Origin of the sequence: Thalassoglobus neptunius, assembly GCF_007859735.1 — a bacterium.
GTDB lineage: Bacteria > Planctomycetota > Planctomycetia > Planctomycetales > Planctomycetaceae > Thalassoglobus > Thalassoglobus neptunius.
Genome location: NZ_SIHI01000001.1, coordinates 119,824 through 136,894, shown reverse-complemented (window position 1 = coordinate 136,894; position 17,071 = coordinate 119,824). Strand labels below are relative to the sequence as shown.

Annotated in this window: 13 protein-coding genes; 8 read left to right on the top strand and 5 right to left on the bottom strand. The window is 53.0% G+C overall.

The window, feature by feature from the left end:
- Positions 1-8: 8 nt before the first annotated feature.
- Positions 9-2,021: an efflux RND transporter periplasmic adaptor subunit gene (locus KOR42_RS00545; RefSeq protein ID WP_146506684.1), complete on the bottom strand. Its 2,013-nt coding sequence runs from the start codon at positions 2,019-2,021 to the stop codon at positions 9-11.
- A 151-nt stretch (positions 2,022-2,172) separates the two neighbouring features.
- Here KOR42_RS00545 and KOR42_RS00540 point away from each other — a divergent pair, with 151 nt between their 5' ends.
- The 4 genes from KOR42_RS00540 (at position 2,173) to KOR42_RS00525 (ending at position 8,556) form a co-directional block, all read left to right on the top strand.
- Entirely contained in the window at positions 2,173-3,084 is a 912-nt protein-coding gene (locus KOR42_RS00540) for an efflux RND transporter periplasmic adaptor subunit (protein ID WP_197440732.1), read from the top strand.
- Positions 3,085-3,287: 203 nt separating this feature from the next.
- Positions 3,288-5,516 carry a site-2 protease family protein gene (locus tag KOR42_RS00535; protein WP_146506682.1) on the top strand — a complete coding sequence of 743 codons (2,229 nt, stop codon included), beginning with the start codon at positions 3,288-3,290 and terminating at the stop codon, positions 5,514-5,516.
- Positions 5,517-5,885: 369 nt separating this feature from the next.
- Positions 5,886-7,874 carry a TolC family protein gene (locus tag KOR42_RS00530; RefSeq protein WP_197440731.1) on the top strand — a complete coding sequence of 663 codons (1,989 nt, stop codon included), beginning with the start codon at positions 5,886-5,888 and terminating at the stop codon, positions 7,872-7,874.
- A gap of 157 nt (positions 7,875-8,031) precedes the next feature.
- Positions 8,032-8,556: a hypothetical protein gene (locus KOR42_RS00525; protein ID WP_146506680.1), complete on the top strand. Its 525-nt coding sequence runs from the start codon at positions 8,032-8,034 to the stop codon at positions 8,554-8,556.
- Between the two features lie 107 nt (positions 8,557-8,663).
- Here KOR42_RS00525 and KOR42_RS00520 read toward each other — a convergent pair whose 3' ends face one another.
- The 4 genes from KOR42_RS00520 to KOR42_RS00505 all read right to left on the bottom strand — a co-directional run bounded on the left by KOR42_RS00520 (position 8,664) and on the right by KOR42_RS00505 (position 12,383).
- Positions 8,664-9,683 (bottom strand): hypothetical protein, encoded by a 1,020-nt coding sequence (locus KOR42_RS00520; RefSeq protein ID WP_146506679.1) that lies wholly within the window; start codon positions 9,681-9,683, stop codon positions 8,664-8,666.
- Positions 9,684-10,125: 442 nt separating this feature from the next.
- The gene (locus KOR42_RS00515; protein WP_146506678.1) at positions 10,126-10,677 is read right to left on the bottom strand and encodes a CinA family protein; all 552 of its coding nucleotides are present in this window, start codon (positions 10,675-10,677) and stop codon (positions 10,126-10,128) included.
- A gap of 48 nt (positions 10,678-10,725) precedes the next feature.
- A complete protein-coding gene (locus KOR42_RS00510; protein ID WP_146506677.1) occupies positions 10,726-11,832 on the bottom strand; it encodes a DUF444 family protein in 1,107 nt (368 codons plus the stop codon).
- 167 nt (positions 11,833-11,999) lie between these two features.
- The gene (locus KOR42_RS00505; protein WP_146506676.1) at positions 12,000-12,383 is read right to left on the bottom strand and encodes a hypothetical protein; all 384 of its coding nucleotides are present in this window, start codon (positions 12,381-12,383) and stop codon (positions 12,000-12,002) included.
- A gap of 400 nt (positions 12,384-12,783) precedes the next feature.
- On the opposite strand from KOR42_RS00505, the gene floA reads away from it, so the two are divergent.
- From floA to KOR42_RS00485, 4 genes are all read left to right on the top strand, one after another.
- Entirely contained in the window at positions 12,784-13,695 is a 912-nt protein-coding gene (gene floA / locus KOR42_RS00500; RefSeq protein WP_146509939.1) for a flotillin-like protein FloA, read from the top strand.
- Positions 13,696-14,002: 307 nt separating this feature from the next.
- On the top strand, positions 14,003-14,206 hold the full coding sequence (locus KOR42_RS00495) for a hypothetical protein (RefSeq protein ID WP_146506675.1): 204 nt from the start codon (positions 14,003-14,005) through the stop codon (positions 14,204-14,206).
- Between the two features lie 444 nt (positions 14,207-14,650).
- A complete protein-coding gene (locus KOR42_RS00490; RefSeq protein WP_146506674.1) occupies positions 14,651-15,712 on the top strand; it encodes a 3-oxoacyl-ACP synthase III in 1,062 nt (353 codons plus the stop codon).
- Between the two features lie 233 nt (positions 15,713-15,945).
- Entirely contained in the window at positions 15,946-17,055 is a 1,110-nt protein-coding gene (locus KOR42_RS00485; protein WP_146506673.1) for an SPFH domain-containing protein, read from the top strand.
- The last annotated feature ends 16 nt before the right edge of the window (positions 17,056-17,071 follow it).

Genomic DNA, 17,071 nt, shown 5'->3' with positions numbered 1-17,071 from the left:
TGCCGCAATCAGAACCAGAGATGTCGTTGCAGGAATTCGACAACGTCTCCAAAGAGCACGTAGAAGAGGCTCTTCTTTCCGCAATTGATTTTGGCACTGACATCAGCCCCAATGTTGAGATTGGGCAGGTCTTCGCGGTCGATGTCGATGAAGACCTCGAAGACGGTTCCTTCGTCTTCTGATTCCGTAGAACGTGTGGCGATTTCGCCGCGCTGGAGGATCCCCTCGTGGCTGGTTTCGACCGAAGTGGCGAGGACATACTCGACGGGAAGCTCGTCTGAGTTCAGCGTTGCAAAGGCACGCATCACATGTCCCATTCGATATTCAGGGACGTCGACTTCAAGATGCCAGTCTCCTTCGGGTTGCATCACTTCCACGAGCAAATCGCCGCGTCTGACGGGGCGGTTTTGAAGGACCTGATCGACTTGAAATGTTGCGATCACTCCATCGTCGGGGGCTTCGACGGTGAGGTCTTCGATTCGCAAAGTGACTAGATCGAGACGGTTTTTCGCCCCCTCTCTTTCGACGGTCGCTTTGGCGAGTTCGGCGGTGATTCGAATGAATTCGCTTTCATCATCTCGTTTGATTGCCTCTGCACGTTGCGAAGTGAGAGCGGAAACAAGTTTGTCTTTCTCAAGCCATTCGGTGCGGGCTGCGATTCGTTCGGAATCGAGTTCGTCACTTTCAATCCGAAGCAAGACATCGCCTGCCTGGACGGTTTGACCACTCCGAACGAAGACCTCCACGACATCTCCGTCCCAGGGAGCGAAAACGCGGTGTTGGGTGACGGGCATTGCCTGTCCATTTCCCTCAACTCGATAATCCCACGGAACAACAGCGAGTGCCGTGGCCACAGCCATGATGCTTCCGAGAATCGCCGCCGCGATCCAGACTCGACGTCCCTTGAACCATCGAAGCGTCCGTCCGATGCCTCTCCAGAGGGGCAAGAGGAAAATCGACTCATGAGAGTGGCAGTTGTGAATGGCGACTTCGATATGATCTCGAATCAGGTCGGTCCGTTCCACGACGTGTTTTTTGGGGCGCGCTTCCGTCGCTTGTTCGACGATCAGACAGCCAATCACTGGGGGGCTGTCCTGTGAAGATTGATCGTCTGCGTCGGCGTCCTCGCGAAATGGATCTGCGGCTTCCTTCAGTGGCAGCAACATGACCATTCGCGTTCGACTCTCCGCGAGATAGTCGGCGAGAGGTTTCTCCAACTCCGGAGGGAAGTCTTCGATTGAACCTTTGTAGGTGATTGGAGTGCCGATCTTAATCGCCACTTCCGCCAGTTTGGCCATCGATTGAACTAGGTTCGCCCGATGCTGGACTCCATCTTGCCCACTGATCCCCTGAACTTTGGTTTGTTTTCCGTACTTGAGGGCAATCGCAACGCGGTCCGCACCTGTCAAAACACGACCATCATTGACTGCGACGGAAATGGTCTTCTTGAGATCGAGCGATTTTTGCAGACGGAGGAGGAATGAATCGAAACGCTGCCAGAAAGTGTCGTCGGTCACTGCCTCCTGGCTATCCTTCTTGTTCGTCAGATAGCGAATGAAATAGCTTGCCAGAGTCTCAGTGACTTCCCGGAGAAAAGCTTCTTCGTGAGGAGTTGCTTCACTCAGCGTCAGAACTTCCACCACATGGGGAGGATTGGCGGTGACGACAATCGGGGCAATCGCCAGCGAGTGTGGTTTCAATTGCGCTTCGGGAAGCACGCGGTTCATCATCAGCTTCGGTTTCCCCTCTCGAAGCGATGAGCCCATCATTGAGATGTTGTCGAGATCGAGGCTGAAGAATTCGTCTTCGCTGATCGTGCCCAGATTTGATTCGGCGACGACTCTCGGTTCATTCGACTTGGAAAATGCGATCATTGCGACCGCGTCGATCGAAGGAGTTTCCGCGACAAACTGAAAAACGTCCCGAACATAAGCCGCATAAGTCGGCGATTCGTCGAGAAATCGGTCACACTGTTGGCGGATCCAGTCGAGACTGTCCTGGCTTGGAGTCTGTTTTGACATCGAAGAGGGTCGTAGTATTGGTCCGCGGTGGAATTGAGATTAATGTTGACGCCATTCGGGCGAGTGGCTCGAATTGTTGTGAATGGCGTGTCAGAATGCTATGTAGACAACTCGAATTCGCTTAAATCTCTATATGGTCGAAATCGCGACGATGCACACCAGAACCCCGCTGCTTACCTATAGTCTCTGTCTTTTCTGTGTGCTCAGTTCGCCATTGATTCTTCCCGATTCAACGGGAGCATTGGTTGCGGAGGAAGTTTCCGTTAAAGATTGTCGACTCTCTTTTGTCAATCGAACGACGTATTCGACTCAGCGTCCCGGCGTGGTTGCGTATGTTCCACGCGAAGGTGCGATCATTGACGCGACAAAAGTCGTCGTCAAACTTCAGGATGAAGTCGCTGCTGCCAACTTGAAGCTTGCAGAAGCGCGAGCAAGCACTGATATCGAAATCCAGTCAGCCCGGAAATCCGCACTGGCTGCCGCGGCGGAATACGATGCTGCAGTTGAAGCGAACAGGATTTCCTCTGCGTCAAACCCGGTTTACCCGTCGACCCATATGACGCGGTTGCGGCTCGATGCGGAAGCCGCGCAACTGCAAGTCGAAAAGGCCCGTTACGAACAGCACTTGAATCTCCTTGCGGCCGAACAGGCGCGAGCGGAACTCGGTACCTATCATGTCTATGCCAAGGACAAAGGATTGGTGACTCGTGTTTTCAAACGCATCGGGGAAGGAGTTCAGCAAGGTGAGTCGATCGTCCAGGTTGTGAATACTGAGACAATGCGGATCGAAGGCTTTGTCGACGTCGAAGCTGTCGAGAAGGTTCGTGTCGGAATGCCGGTGCGAGTCACGTTTCAGGTTCCGGGAAGTAATTCGATGAAGGCATCGAAACCGTATACCGGGCAACTCGGGTTCGTTGATGTGTCCGTACAAAACCTGTCTCGGAATGTCCGAGTCTGGGCGGAAGTTTCCAATCCCGATGGACTGTTGAGAGAAGGCCTCGATCCGACGATGGCCATTCTGATCGATGAGGACGCGCAGCCACAGAAATCGCAAAGCGAGTAATCAATTCCCGGCGATCGCTTCCCGAGTGGTGCATCGAAACCAGAATCGAGACATCAGCTTCAATTTTCGTCCGCAATCACAGTTTTGAGCAAACTGGAAGTCGATCTGTGTTGGTGTGCACACCGAAAAGAGTCGCTTTTTCTCTCGCGAAAATGTGGTCAGAAGTTGATTCGGGAATTTTCTGCCGTTCTTAAGAAGATCTGATGCACCAGCAGACAACACAGTCCGCACTCGTTTCGACAACGGAGCGTCCCGTTCCATTGAGAGGACGTTCGGATCTGGACATCAAGGAAATTGAATACCGCAATGTTCCGTATCCTGTGATCAAAGACCCGGTCGGGTTGAAATACTATCGACTGCAACCGGAACAGTACGCAACGTTTCTACTTCTGGATGGGGAGCGCAGCTTACGAGATATCCGGGATGAGTTGCTCAAAAAGTTTCCGACGCTGCATGTGACCACTCGGGACGTTCAAAGCCTCGTCACCGATCTGCACGAAAAAGGGCTGTTGTGCAGTTCCCGGTTGGGGCAGGGCGAACAGGTTCTGGATCGGGGGCGTAATGAGAAATGGAAAAAGATTCGTCAGTCATTGATGAATCCGCTTTACATCAAACTCCCGGGGTGGGATCCCGAAAGAACGCTCCAGCGACTGGAACCCTGGTTCGGCTGGATGTTTACCCCGCCTGCGGGATTCGTCTTGATGACGTTCGTTGCGACATCGTGGTTGTTTCTGGCGATTCGCTTCGATGCAGTCCGGCAGCGCCTCCCGGAATTCGAGCAGTTTTTCGGATGGCCGAATCTGATCTATCTGTGGATCACACTCGCCCTGTCAAAAATTCTGCATGAGTTTGGACACGGAATCGCGTGTAAACACTTCGGTGCGGAATGCCACTCAATGGGAGTCATGCTGTTGGTCTTCAGTCCGACTCTCTATTGCGATGTGACTGATTCATGGATGCTGAAGAGTAAGTGGAAGCGAATCATCATCGGTGCGGCCGGGATGTACTTCGAAACGATCCTCGCGGCGGTTGCATTGTTTGTCTGGTACAACACGAAGCCGGGGCTGATCAATCATCTCGCGTTGAATGTCTTCTTCGTCTCGACGGTGACGACGGTCATTTTCAATGCCAACCCGCTGCTTCGCTACGACGGCTATTACATGATGTCGGACTGGCTGGAGATTCCCAACCTCCGGAGCAAAGCAACCAAAATGCTTGCGCAGACATTCTCCTGGTGGACACTCGGGATTGAGAGCCCGGTCGATCCCTTTATGCCGACCACTGGAAAGGTGTGGTTTGTTCTTTTCGCGATCGCATCGGCGCTTTACCGCTGGTTCGTCCTGTTTGCGATCACGATTTTCCTGTATACCGTACTGAAACCGTATCGACTTCAGAGTCTTGGAATCCTTCTGGCGGTCGGGTCTCTCGTGTCGATTGCCGTCGGAATGGTCGTCAATTTTTACAAGCTCATGTCTCGACCTCGTCAAGATCCCATTAGCCGCGTCAAGGTTTTCGTCACTAGCACGATCGCCGTGGGACTCACTGCATTGATCCTCTTCGTTCCGTTTCCTTGGTTCGAAGAGGCAGCGTTCTATATTGAGCCGGAAAACGTGTCGCATGTTTATTCTGCCGTCCCCGGTTTTGTGGAAGAGATTCTTGTGCGTCCTGGTGATCGCGTGATCGCGGGGCAGGAAATTGCGTTACTCAAGAATCCGCAACTGATCGATGAAGAAGTCTCACTGACGGTCGAAGAGCAAGCTCAGGGGTTCGAGCCGGAAATGTACCGGCAACTCGCGGACCCGGACGGTCAACGCCTTGCGGAACGCCGACTCGAAACCATCGAAGAGCATCATGTAGATGTCAAAGAGCAGCTGGAAGATCTGAAGATTGTGGCACCGGTGGCGGGTACGGTGGTCGCTCCCAATCGACGACCGCAAACTCACCGTCAGGGGCATACGAGTCCACTTCAAGGATGGTATGGCAGCCCGTTGTCGCCAGAAAATATCGGAGCCTATCTCGATGAACAGACTTCGATTTGCAGTATCGCTCCCAACGAACAATATCTCGCTATTCTCCTGATCAACCAGTCTGATCGTGAAGACCTGGGGCTCGACGAAGCAGTACGACTGAAGGTCGACTCGCTTCCGGAACGTGTCTGGCAAGGACGCGTGATCGAATTTTCCGATCGGCATTTGGAGTACGCGCCTCCGGCTCTGTCAAACAAATTCGGAGGGCCTCTTGCAACTGTGACCGATGCAGAGGGACGAGAGCAGCTGGCGGTTCCTGTCTATCAGGCCAAGGTCGAATTCGATGCCCCGCCTGAGTTTTTGCGAACAGGTATGCGCGGAACAGCTCGCTTTGTTGTGGCGGAAAGGACTCTCTTTGACTGGTTCTGGAGATGGTTCCGTCAAACCTTCCATTTCCGACTCTGAGTCGACAGTTATTCTCTACGGCGAGCCCGTCTCAGGATCACCTTTGTTTTCGCACTGACGTTGACACATCTCGTGACGTTGATGCGACGGGAGTCTTTCGAAAGCAGTCTCGTTGGTGGCTTGAGTCTTGTTTCTGAAAGCGGGCAAAGTTTTGCGGATTTTGAGAGCCGCGGAGGACAACTCTCACACGTCTTCCCATCTTGAAACCGGTCTTATCGATTCTGAGGAATTGACGGTCAAAATTGCCAAATAGGCTGAGACCACGAGCGGCCATGACACGAAGTATCTGAAAGCATGGTCGTGCGCACTCGGGGGGAGTATGCCGAATGCGCCACCTCACGGTGGGATGGAATCGAATCAGGGACTGTCATGACACCTCGCGGTCGTCACACACGCTGGAGGCACTTCAAGCCACTTTCTCTCTGGATTGTGGCTGGATGTTGCCTGACGATGATCTCCGCATGTCGTCAACGCGGAGAGTTGCCAACATACTTTGGGACTGAGCATTCCGCAGACTACCTCGATCGAGCGACGCAGATTGCGTACACGGATCTGGAAGGTCCCGTTTCTTCAAAGGTGAACTTCGCTGTTCCGCCGCGTCGAATTCGAGATCGCACCAAAGACGAAATCTGGGATCTGACGCTGGCAGAGGCCATTCAGACAGCCCTTTTAAACAGCCACGTGATTCGAAGTTCGGGGCAGTTTTTAAGTCCCGGAAATCCAATCCTGGCGAATCCGCAATTCGTTCAATCGGTGTTCGATCCCGCGATTCAAGAAAGCGGAGTTTTGTTCGGGCAGCGTGGTGTCGAAGCAGCGTTATCTGACTTCGATACACAGTTCACGACGCAGCTTCTTTACGGTCAGAACAATACGATTCAGAACAACACCATTGCACTCGGACGACTGGCCGGAACGGTTTTGCAAGAGTCGACCGATTCGTTGAACGCTTCGTTCTTCAAGCGCCTGGCGACTGGTGGTCAATTGACACTGGCTCACAGCGTGGTGCGTACAGGTCGGAACATTCCTTCCGGACCTGGAGAACCGCAACTCTTTCCGTCGGTCTACGAAGGATCAACGTCACTCCACTTTCGGCAACCGTTGCTGGCGGGGGGAGGTGTTGAGTACACGCGAATTGCCGGTCCGATCTCAGAAAATATTCAAGGGGTCACAGGGGTTCAGCAGGGTGTCGTGATCGCTCGGATTGAGAACGACATGGAATTGGCCGAGTTCGAACAGGCCGTCCAGCAACTCGTTCACGACGTCGAAGAACTCTATTGGCGGTTGCACTTGGACTACATTACGTTCGACCTTCAAGGTCGAATCGAAGAGATGGCCAGCAAGTCCTTCCAGGTTGCAGAAGCCAAGCGTCAGGCTGGGACCGGACCCGGGGGACGCACGGAACTGAATTTGCGAAGCATCTATCTCGATACGAAGGCAGAAGTCGATCGTGCAAGAAACTCGATCTATTCTTCGGAAGCGCAATTGCGCCGACTGATGGGGCTCCCGGTGAACGATGGCAGAGTGATTCGTCCGATCGACGAACCCATTACTGCTGAGTTCGTTCCAAGCTGGGAAATTGCGATGACTGACGCTCTCGTGAAACGTCCCGAGGTTCGTCGGCAGAAATGGTCGATTCGCAGCTTCGAACTTCAACTTCGAGCGGCCGAAAATCTGCTGATGCCCCGCCTCGATTTCGTGAGTGGCTACCGGATTAACGGCTTCGGAGATGAACTGTTCGGGCGAGGTGCCGACGGTCCGCAAATACCTCCGGCTGTCGAAAACTATTATCAGTCCATGTTGAATGCCGGCCAAACTGGCTGGAATGTGGGGGTTGAGTTCTCTGTTCCCATCGGACGCCGCTTCGCCAAAACTCAGGTTCAGTCACTGGAACTTCAACTTGCCAAAGCGAGAGCAGTTCTGGCTGAACAGGAAGTCGAGCTGAGCCATGAAGTCGCAGACTCGTTCCGAACGATCGATCTCGCGTACGAAGAGAGTCGAAACGCCTACAACCAGTACCTGGCGGCTGAAGAGGCACGAAGTCTGGCGTTTGCTCAATACCGCTATGCGATCGACAACGATCCGGAACTCGAACCGCTTCTGCGAGCTGAGATGCGTGTTGCTGAGTCAGAAGTGAATCTGGCGAGGGCGATCACGCAATACAATGTCGCTTTGGCGGACCTCAGTTTTCGAACCGGTCAAACTCTCAGAGCGAGCAGTATCGAGTTGATCGAAGGTTGTTGGAATCCGGAAGCTTACATCGATGCTGAGGAGAACTTCGAGGCTCGAAAGTATGCGAATCCTGCACCGAAGATGATTACGAAACCGATGATTCATCCGGAGTATGGTGCCATCGAATAGCAATGAGGGGCAATTGTGGGGTTCATTTGGGGGTGAGAGGAGTTTCAGGTTTCCGCAGCCAATTTGCACTTGGTCTCGCCAATTCATCCCCGAACGAGTATTCTTTAGCGTATGACGCTCACTCGTTTCACGCGAACCCATCGCGAATGGTTGACCGATGAATTGTGATGAATTCCTGGATGTGATTCTTGAAGACCGGCCAAGGTCGAAGGATTTTGACGCCCATCTTGATCACTGTGAACGCTGTCGATGCTTTGTGGATGTGATCTCACCGATGCTGTCCGCGGAACAGGGACGGAACGTTTCACAACCGAAGATCGACCTTCAACAAAGTCCGTCAGCTGAGAACCAGAAACTCGCTCATTCCGCAGCTGTCGAATTGCAGCAACGCCTCGCGCCTGCACGCTTCGTGACCACTGCATCGTCTCATCGGGAATCATCTGCGACGAGTCGAGCCGGGGGAGCGGCGACGTGGAAGTATCTGGCCGCTTTTTTGACCGGTGTCGCGACCTGTTTGGCGGGGCTTTCAGTGGTTCAATCTGAGGCCCGTCCCCATGCGTATCAGACGCAGACAGCTTGCTTGTGGGGAGCCGAAGTTGAAACCGGGCCCGGTGAAGGAGCAATCGGCGAAGAAGCACTCGTGAAAGCGTGCGTCGCGTGCCATCTGGTCGCCCAGAATTAGCAATCAGCTTTGAGCAGCGGATCTGTCGCTGTCGTCCTGTCGCTGACTCAATGCTCCGATTTCATGGCCTCTCTTCGAACGATCGTCAGGCCAATTTAGAAGATGATCTATTCCAACGTCTTCGGACCGGTGTCTTTCGGAATGTCGAACAATCGATTCATTCTCTCTTCCGGAGTCGAACGAGTCGGCGCGTTGGAGATGGCGACCATTTTCTGAATCTCATCCTGAAGCTGGCTCTTGACCTGACACAATTTCGATCGCTCTCGAGTGAGCGCGGCACGTTCAAGAGAAACGGAGAGTTCGGACTGTCGCAAGTGATCTTTGAGATGTTTTTCGAGGACCATGACGGACTTCTTGAGGTCCTCGGGGACTGACACAACACTCTCCCAGTTGATGGGAGGGAACGGGTACGACTCAGCTCGACGCAGTCGGGCGACGAGATAGAAGATAAATTGGTCCCGTTCGGTCACTGCCTCTTCCAGTTTTTTGGCGTCGGTGATCGTGGTGACTGGCTTGGGAAGTTCCGGAAGTTCTTCGGGTTCCGGAGGAATAGCGATCGGTTGAACGACGTTGGCTTTGGCTTCAGCTTGATTTCCACCGTCATTCTTCGCGGCACTCTCAGAAGAAGAGTCTTCCTTCTCACCGGAGAAGAGCACGCCCATCTCTTCTTCATCGTCTTGAGATTCGGCTTCTTGTAAGAGTCGAGCTTTGGTGGCAGCCCAAAAGTCCTCCTCCGCCTCTTCGGGGGACTTTTCTGCGTCTAATTCCTCTTCGGTCTCTTCATCGTCTGAGAGAGTGCTTTCCAACTCGGACTTTGGCAGCTTGCGAAGCTCGGCGATGGACGTGTTCGAACCGGCGAGAATTTCAAGGATCTGTTCGATCCCGATTTCAATGCGTTCAAAGTGTTCGAGAGGAGATGACTCGTCGAATTCGGCGAGAAAGTCACGGATCTGCGCATTGACTCCGGGGCCGAATCCGGACTCTTTTTGTCCGCCGACGGGGCCAGTGCGACGCATCCGTTCGAGTTGCTCGGCAGTCGTTTCCAATTGAGAGGTCAGCGCCAGAATGACGGCCTCTTTAGATTCGACTTCGCGCTGGAGTTCATCAATGAGGTTTGGGTCGTCCATGGTGATGCCCAGTGATTGCTTTGACGATTAATCAGTGAATGGGGGATGAGTGCCTGCCTCAGCTGGCTCTCTCGAAATTGTGCGACTCATCGACATGAGATGTTGGCCGCGATATGTCTGGAGTCAGTCTTCGTATCTGAGGCGATTTGCTGCGGAATTCGCTTCGATCTCTTCGTAGTCACCAGTTTTTCTCAATGCACACGCGATATTCTAATGCGAGCTTGCGCACGCAGTGTTTGCAGGTTATTCGAGAGTCTAGTTCACAAAATGCAACGTGCAGAGAATTCTCTGACGGTTATTCTCAACTCAAGATCAGAGTCATCGTCGCAATTTGGCAACAGAAGAGCACGCTGAGAAATCAGAGTGCCGTCGTTATCGCGCGTTCAAAGAGATGTAGGAGAGGAACGAGAGAACGGTCTTTTCGGGTTCGATCAACGGGACGTTATTTCGCGTACGAATCGAGTTCCTCATTCAGGAAAAGCAGAACCTGCTGGGCAGCCGAGAGTTGACGAAAGTATCGCTTTTCCAGATGAATCTCGGTCTCCCCGTCCAATTGGAGCTGACGAGTCAAAGCGTCGCGATCGGAACGAAAGCAAATTGTGGAATAAGCAATTCCGTCAAGTTTTTCCGGAGCATTGGGGCCGAGGTGACCAGTGATCGAGACGGCAATCTCTGCTTCCGGGGTTCGCGACAGGACTCCTCTCGCCATCTGCTCAGAAACAATCTGAGAGACTGGTCCTACGTTTGGATCGTCGAGTGCGTTTCCGTCAACACCCAACCATTGTTGCTTGGTGGCGTTTCGGTAGGTGACACAACTTCCGCAAAGAACGTCTGAGACTCCCGGGTATCTCGATAAAGTTGCCGCGATGAGACCGGACGTACAACTCTCGGCGAAGACGACTCGCGTTTGAAGTTTGATCAGTCGCTCTGCCACCGCATCGGCGATTGCGTGCAATTTTTCATGGGTCTGTCCGATCAGCGACACAACGTACACCTTCCTTCATCTGAAGCTCGGGCACGAATTCAGACTGATCATCAAGGCTTACTTGCCTTTGCCGAGAAACAGTTTGATTGAATCGTAAATGCCGTCTTTGCTATCAATTTCACTGAGAATCAGATTGTCATTGGCTTCGAGAATTCGCTTCAGATCCTTGATGTATTCGCCGCTTCCGTATGGGCTGCGAACCTGCCCATAACAAAAGAGATTTGCCACCGGGAGAAGTTCGTCGGTGAGGAACTTCGTGCATGCCTGGCTGTCTTCCCCCCAGTTGTCGCCGTCTGAAAACTGGAAGATGTAGATGTTCCAAAGCTCTGGTGGAAAGTCTCTCTGAATGATCTGATCGACTTTGTGGTAAGCGGAGGAAATCTTCGTTCCGCCGGATTCTCTGACCCGATAGAACGTATCTTCGTTGACTTCATGAGCGACGGCATCGTGTACAACGTAGCGACGTTCGATTCCGTCGTATTGACTCTTCAGCCACGTGTCGATCCAGAAGGCCTCGATGCGAACGATTTCCTTCTGTTCGTCAGTCATGGAACCGGAAACGTCCATCACGTAGAAAATGGCTGCATTTGCTTGCGGTTGGGGGACAGAGGTCCAACTGCGATAGCGTTCATCGTCCCGACCGGGAATGATGATCGGACGTTCAGGCTGATATGTCCCGCTTGCCATCTCTCTTTTGAGAGCCTGTTTATAAGTCCGTTTCAGGTGGCGTAGCGAATTGGGACCTGTTCGGGAAATCGTGTTGTATTTGTTTTTGATGGCCTGAATGGAGTCCTGCCCTTTCGGGATGATGTTGGGCAGTTCCAGATCCTGAGCAAGCATCTCAGCCAGTTCGTCAAAGCTGACTTCAACTTCACGAATGTGGCGGCCCGGTTCATTTCCGGCGGGACCGATGCCTTCGCCTTCATCCTCTCCGCGGCCAATTGGTTGTCCGGGATCACCCTCTCCCTGCCCGGTTCCTCCGGAGCCTTTCTGCCCGTGCTGAAAGTGCGGAATCTCGATGTTTGGAACCGGAATGCTGACCGTCTCGCGTCCTTTGCGGCCGATCATCTCTCCGTGATTCACGTAGCGGCGGAGATCTTTGCGAATTTTGCCCCGGACGATTTCGTTGAATCGGCGGAGATCGCGTTCGACTGTGCGTGTCATCGTGATCCCTTCACTTTGAAACTTCGAAGCGGGATCCCTTCAGATTTGCAATCTTTCGACTCCAAACTGAAGGGGCCACCATATTGTACGAAGTCCACGCCCTTTCAGTCACTACCAGACTTTTCAAGTTCAGTCCGGTTCAGCGGCGATGCGCTCAATCAATTGCTTCAGTTGTCATTCAGTCGCGGTTTGGCTGGGACGGAAACCAGTCGATTGCAGACGTTGGAGATTCCCAGGTCGAGCAGTTTGTCTTGAACCGTTTGCATGTCGAAATCTTCGTCCGTTTCGATTCGACCAGTCAGGCAGATTCCGTCGCTGCCATCGCTGAGGTGATGAACTTCGAGACAGCAGAAGTGAACCGATTCCATTTCGAGAAGCAGTCGCTGGATCTGTGATTCGACTTGGTGGGCTGAGATCGTCGCTTGACTGAAATAGGGAGTTGTCGCCCCCGCTGATTCCGGTGAGAGTTCCCACGAATCGGAGACTCCGACGCGTGCATCAACAGTGTCCGGAATACGATGAATCGAACGGTTGAGCGCCTTTTCATCCATGTTTTTCTCCTCAGAAGGCTTGGAACGGATTCATCAAAATTGGGGAGATGGCTCCTCGTTCTGTTGATGAATCAAAATTGACCTATCCGTATTCTCCAATCTCAAATCGTAAACTCAAGATGAGTTCACAAATTCCACATTTTTGGATTCAGAAAGTTTGATATTTCTTAGCCTTGGGATCGTTGAGAGCGGAGACGTAAGCCATCATTGTTAGCGTTGGTCACTTCCGGACATCCCCGTCCGAAGCCCCGAAATTGCAATTTTGGGAGCTAAACTTACAATTGGCGGACCAACACACGCAGAAATTCCACCAGTGACGGAGACAAACGTGAAGAATCTGGCACTTGTCAACATCCCTGTGCTCGCACAACAAGGCCCGGATCCGTGGGCGATTGCAGCGATGATTGGCGTGTTCTTCATCGTTTTAATGGGCTTCATTCTCGTCTTTATGTTCGGGAAGTATTTCAATTTGTGGTTGCGCGCATTTGTGACGCGTGCTCGCATTGGTCCGTTTACACTGATCTTTATGTCATTGCGGAAGGTAAATCCCAACACCATCGTCGACGCCAAAATCAGCGCCGTGCAGGCGGGGATTTCAGCCATCTCGACGTCCGCTCTCGAAGCACATTACCTGGCAGGCGGAAACGTTCAGAGAGTTGTTCGAGCGTTGATTGCTGCTCATCGTGCTCGAATTGAACTCGACTGGGACACAGCTTCAGCGATTGATCTGGCCGGTCGCGACGTTCTGGAAGCGGTGCGAACAAGCGTCGATCCCAAGGTCATTGACTGCCCGGATCCCCGACATGGTCGAACCACACTCGATGGTGTCGCCAAAGATGGAATTCAGTTGAAAGCGCGAGCCCGGGTAACTGTTCGTACCAATCTTGGACAGCTCGTCGGTGGAGCGACTGAAGAAACTGTGATTGCCCGTGTCGGTGAAGGAATCGTTTCGGCGATTGGTTCCTCAGAAACACATAAGGTCGTGCTGGCAAATCCGGCACTCATCGCACAAACTGTGCTCCGGAAGAGTCTCGACTCTCAAACCGCTTACGAAATCGTCTCGATCGATATCGCGGATATCGATGTTGGGGACAATGTCGGAGCTCGTTTGCAGGCCGATCAAGCCGAAGCAGACATGCGAGTGGCCCGTGCAAGAGCGGAAGAGAGACGGGCAGAAGCAGTTGCTCTGGAACAGGAAATGCAAGCACGAACTCAGGAAAACCGCGCCAAAGTGGTTCTCGCTGAGGCGGAAATTCCGAAAGCGATGGCGGATGCCTATCAGAAAGGTTCGTTGCGAGCTGTCCAGTCGTAAATCGTCTGGTCGAGCGTTTGACCGTTTGGAATGGTCAGGCAAACTGAAACGCACGTGTGTGCCGTTGATGGACATGGACGGTGATCAGCAACTGAGTCGAGTGGCAGGTTCTGCCGATTATCGAGGTTGCTCATCATCCCCAAATGATTGGCAAGGCAGCCTATGAGAAGTTACGATGTAGAAGAGGTCAGATCCACTTGTTGAAGGATGTGACCTGAGAATATCACCCCAGACGTCTTTTCGTGAAATCAGGGACGACGAATCGATTGACTGAGATGTCGCGGGGAAAAAATTGTGAGCCCTGAAAATGTCTGACAGAAATATCCAACTCACCAAGAAACAGCAGGACCTGCTCCTGCGTGGATTGCGATACGTCCGTAGCTCTATTGCGTTGGATGCACGTGACTGGAGTCCGGAAGTCGAAACGGAACGACAAGAACAGTACGACGAAATTGCTCGCGTTGAAGCACTGCTCAACGGAGCCAAAATTGTCGAAGCTGCCACTGTTTGAACCAATTGGGTGAAGGCATCTTTGTGCTTTCGCCTCATTCTTGGGAATGTTGCTTAATAAGCGTTTGAGTCCTGCAACGTTCCTTGTTTGAGCTGTCCTCGGTTTACCATGTCGAGTGCAGCATCAAGATTGCTGGTCGATGACCATGATCGATCGCGATCGACTCACCTGAATGGTCCACCCAACCCTGAGGTGCAAATGCATTTCAGGGTTGTTCTTTTTTATCGGGGCGTTGATCCTCGGTTTTCATGATTTCGACCGAGCTGTTTCAGTTGTCGTGGTGAGACGGTATTGTCTGTCGCAGTGAGAAGTTCTCTCCGATGCGAGTGACGATCTCGCGGACATTGACACACCAAATTTCTGAATCAAATTGCTCAGTTGGTAGGCGACATCCGGCAACTCGCTTCCATTCTGTGACTCTCTTTGAAGGAAAATCTCGCGAAGATGCGGTACCAGCACGTTTGTTTAGAAGCCTTTGTCGCTCATCCCCCGACGGAAATCGTGACCTCTGAAGAGATTGAAGCCCGCCTGAAACCGGTTTACGAACGGCTCTCGCTGCCAGAAGGTCGACTCGAACTCATGACCGGGATTCGGGAACGACGGTTTTATCCGCCGGGAACACTTCCCGGAAAAATCAGTGTGGAGACGGTCAAGCTGGCGCTACAGCAGTCGGGTCTCGATCCCGCTGAATGCCGGGCATTGATTCATGGATCGGTTTGCCGAGATCAAATGGAGCCAGCGACCGCCGCAGGAGTGCATTCCGGGGCGGGTCTTCCGCAGGACAGCTTTGTGTTCGATGTCAGCAATGCCTGTCTCGGACTTCTCAACGGGGCGCTGATCATCGCCGACCTCATCGAACTGGGGCGGATTCGAGCCGGAATTGTTGTCGGAACGGAAGTCGGTCGCCCGCTCGTCGAAGCGACCGTGGACAAGTTGGTTCAAGATCCTGCGGTGACGAGAAAATCGATCAAGATGGACTTCGCGTCACTGACAATTGGCTCGGGTTCAGCGGCCATTGTTCTGTGTCATGAGTCGATCAGCAAAACCGGAAACCGTTTGTTGGGCGGGGCCTGTCTGGCTGACACGACGTTTGCAAATCTATGCGAAGGTGGAGTTGATTCAACCTCGACGGGCGACTCGCGTCCTCTCATGAACACCGACTCAGAAGCACTCCTTCATGCAGGAGTCAGCCTCGCAGCGAAGACGTGGGAGCAGACCAAGCAAGAGTTGGGCTGGACGAATGAGGATGTCACCCGGACGTTCACTCATCAGGTGGGGAAAGCACATCGCACGCTTCTTCTGGAGCAACTCGGCCTTTCGCCCGCTCTCGATTTTCCGACAGTCGAGTATATGGGGAACACAGGAGCCGCTGCTCTACCGACCGCGGCTGCGTTAGGGATTTCGGAAGGTTTCGCTGGACCCGGTGACCGCATCGCCTTGTTGGGAATTGGAAGTGGTTTGAATTCGGTGATGCTGGGAGTCGATTGGAAGACGACGCTCAAATAGTCAGCGGCCGTTTTGATGTGCGCAGTCTTCATGCGAACAGTCAATCGAATTGACGCAATGGACCCGCGACCGATTGGGAGTTTTCTTTCATAGGGTGGATTCCGCCGCTGAGCTGCTTCCCCAAAAAGTTTGATCCGACGCGAGTCATTGGACGTTGTTTCTGTGTGCGATTACGATGACATCGTGCATCTCAGGATTGCTCTTTCCCTTAGAATTAGTTGGGAACATTTACGATGGGACTGTTCGACAAACTTCGAGCCGAGTTGATCGATATTATCGAGTGGGTCGATGACTCACGGCATACGATCGCCTGGCGGTTTCCCCGCTATCACAACCAGATCAAAAATGGCGCACAGTTGATTGTGCGTCCGGGGCAAATGGCGGTCTTCGTTCATCGCGGCGAACTGGCCGATTCGTTCGGTCCCGGACACTATGAATTGAAGACCGACAACCTTCCGATCCTCAGCACAATGGCGGGTTGGAAATACGGGTTCGATAGTCCATTTAAGGCGGAAGTCTACTTTGTCAACACGCGCCAGATCACTGATCTGAAGTGGGGGACACCCAATCCGATCATGATGAGGGACGCGGATTTCGGACCGATCCGACTCCGTGCCTTCGGAACCTACACGATGCAGGCTGTCGATCCGAAAGCACTTCTCACAGAGTTAATCGGAACGGATTCCAGCTTCGAAGTTGATGAAATCAATGAGCTCATGCGGGCCATCATTGCGTCCGCGTTTGCTGATCTCGTCGGGAGTTCCAACATCAGCGCTCTCGATCTTGCAGCGAATTATCGAGAGCTCTCCGAACAGCTTCGCCTCGCAACGGTCGAACGGGTTGATGACGAATACGGACTCAACGTGCCCCAGTTGTTCATTGTGAATGTCTCTCTGCCTGAAGAGGTTGAGAAAGCAATGGATACCCGAACGAGCATGGGAGTGATTGGAGATCTCGATCGATTCCAGCAATTCCAAATGGGAAAAGCGATGACCGCCGCGGCAGAGAACCCTTCCGGCGGTGGCGCAGCCGAAGGAATGGGACTCGGGATGGGCTTCGCCATGGCAAACAAAATGGCAGCGGGCATGGGAGGAACTGCACCCGCAGCGGCCGCGCCTCCTCCACTTCCAGCTGCTGTCTGGCATATCGCCGTGAACGGAAAAAGTGAGGGGCCATTTGATATGAATCAGATGACTCAAGGCGCGCAGGCAGGGCAGGTGAACCGCGCGACACTTGTCTGGTCGCCCGCAATTGGACAATGGACGCCAGCAGGTGAGGTCGCTCAGTTGTCAATGATCTTCGGACCGCCAAGTCCTCCACCACCACCGCCTCCAGCTTCGTAAATCCATAATCAATGAG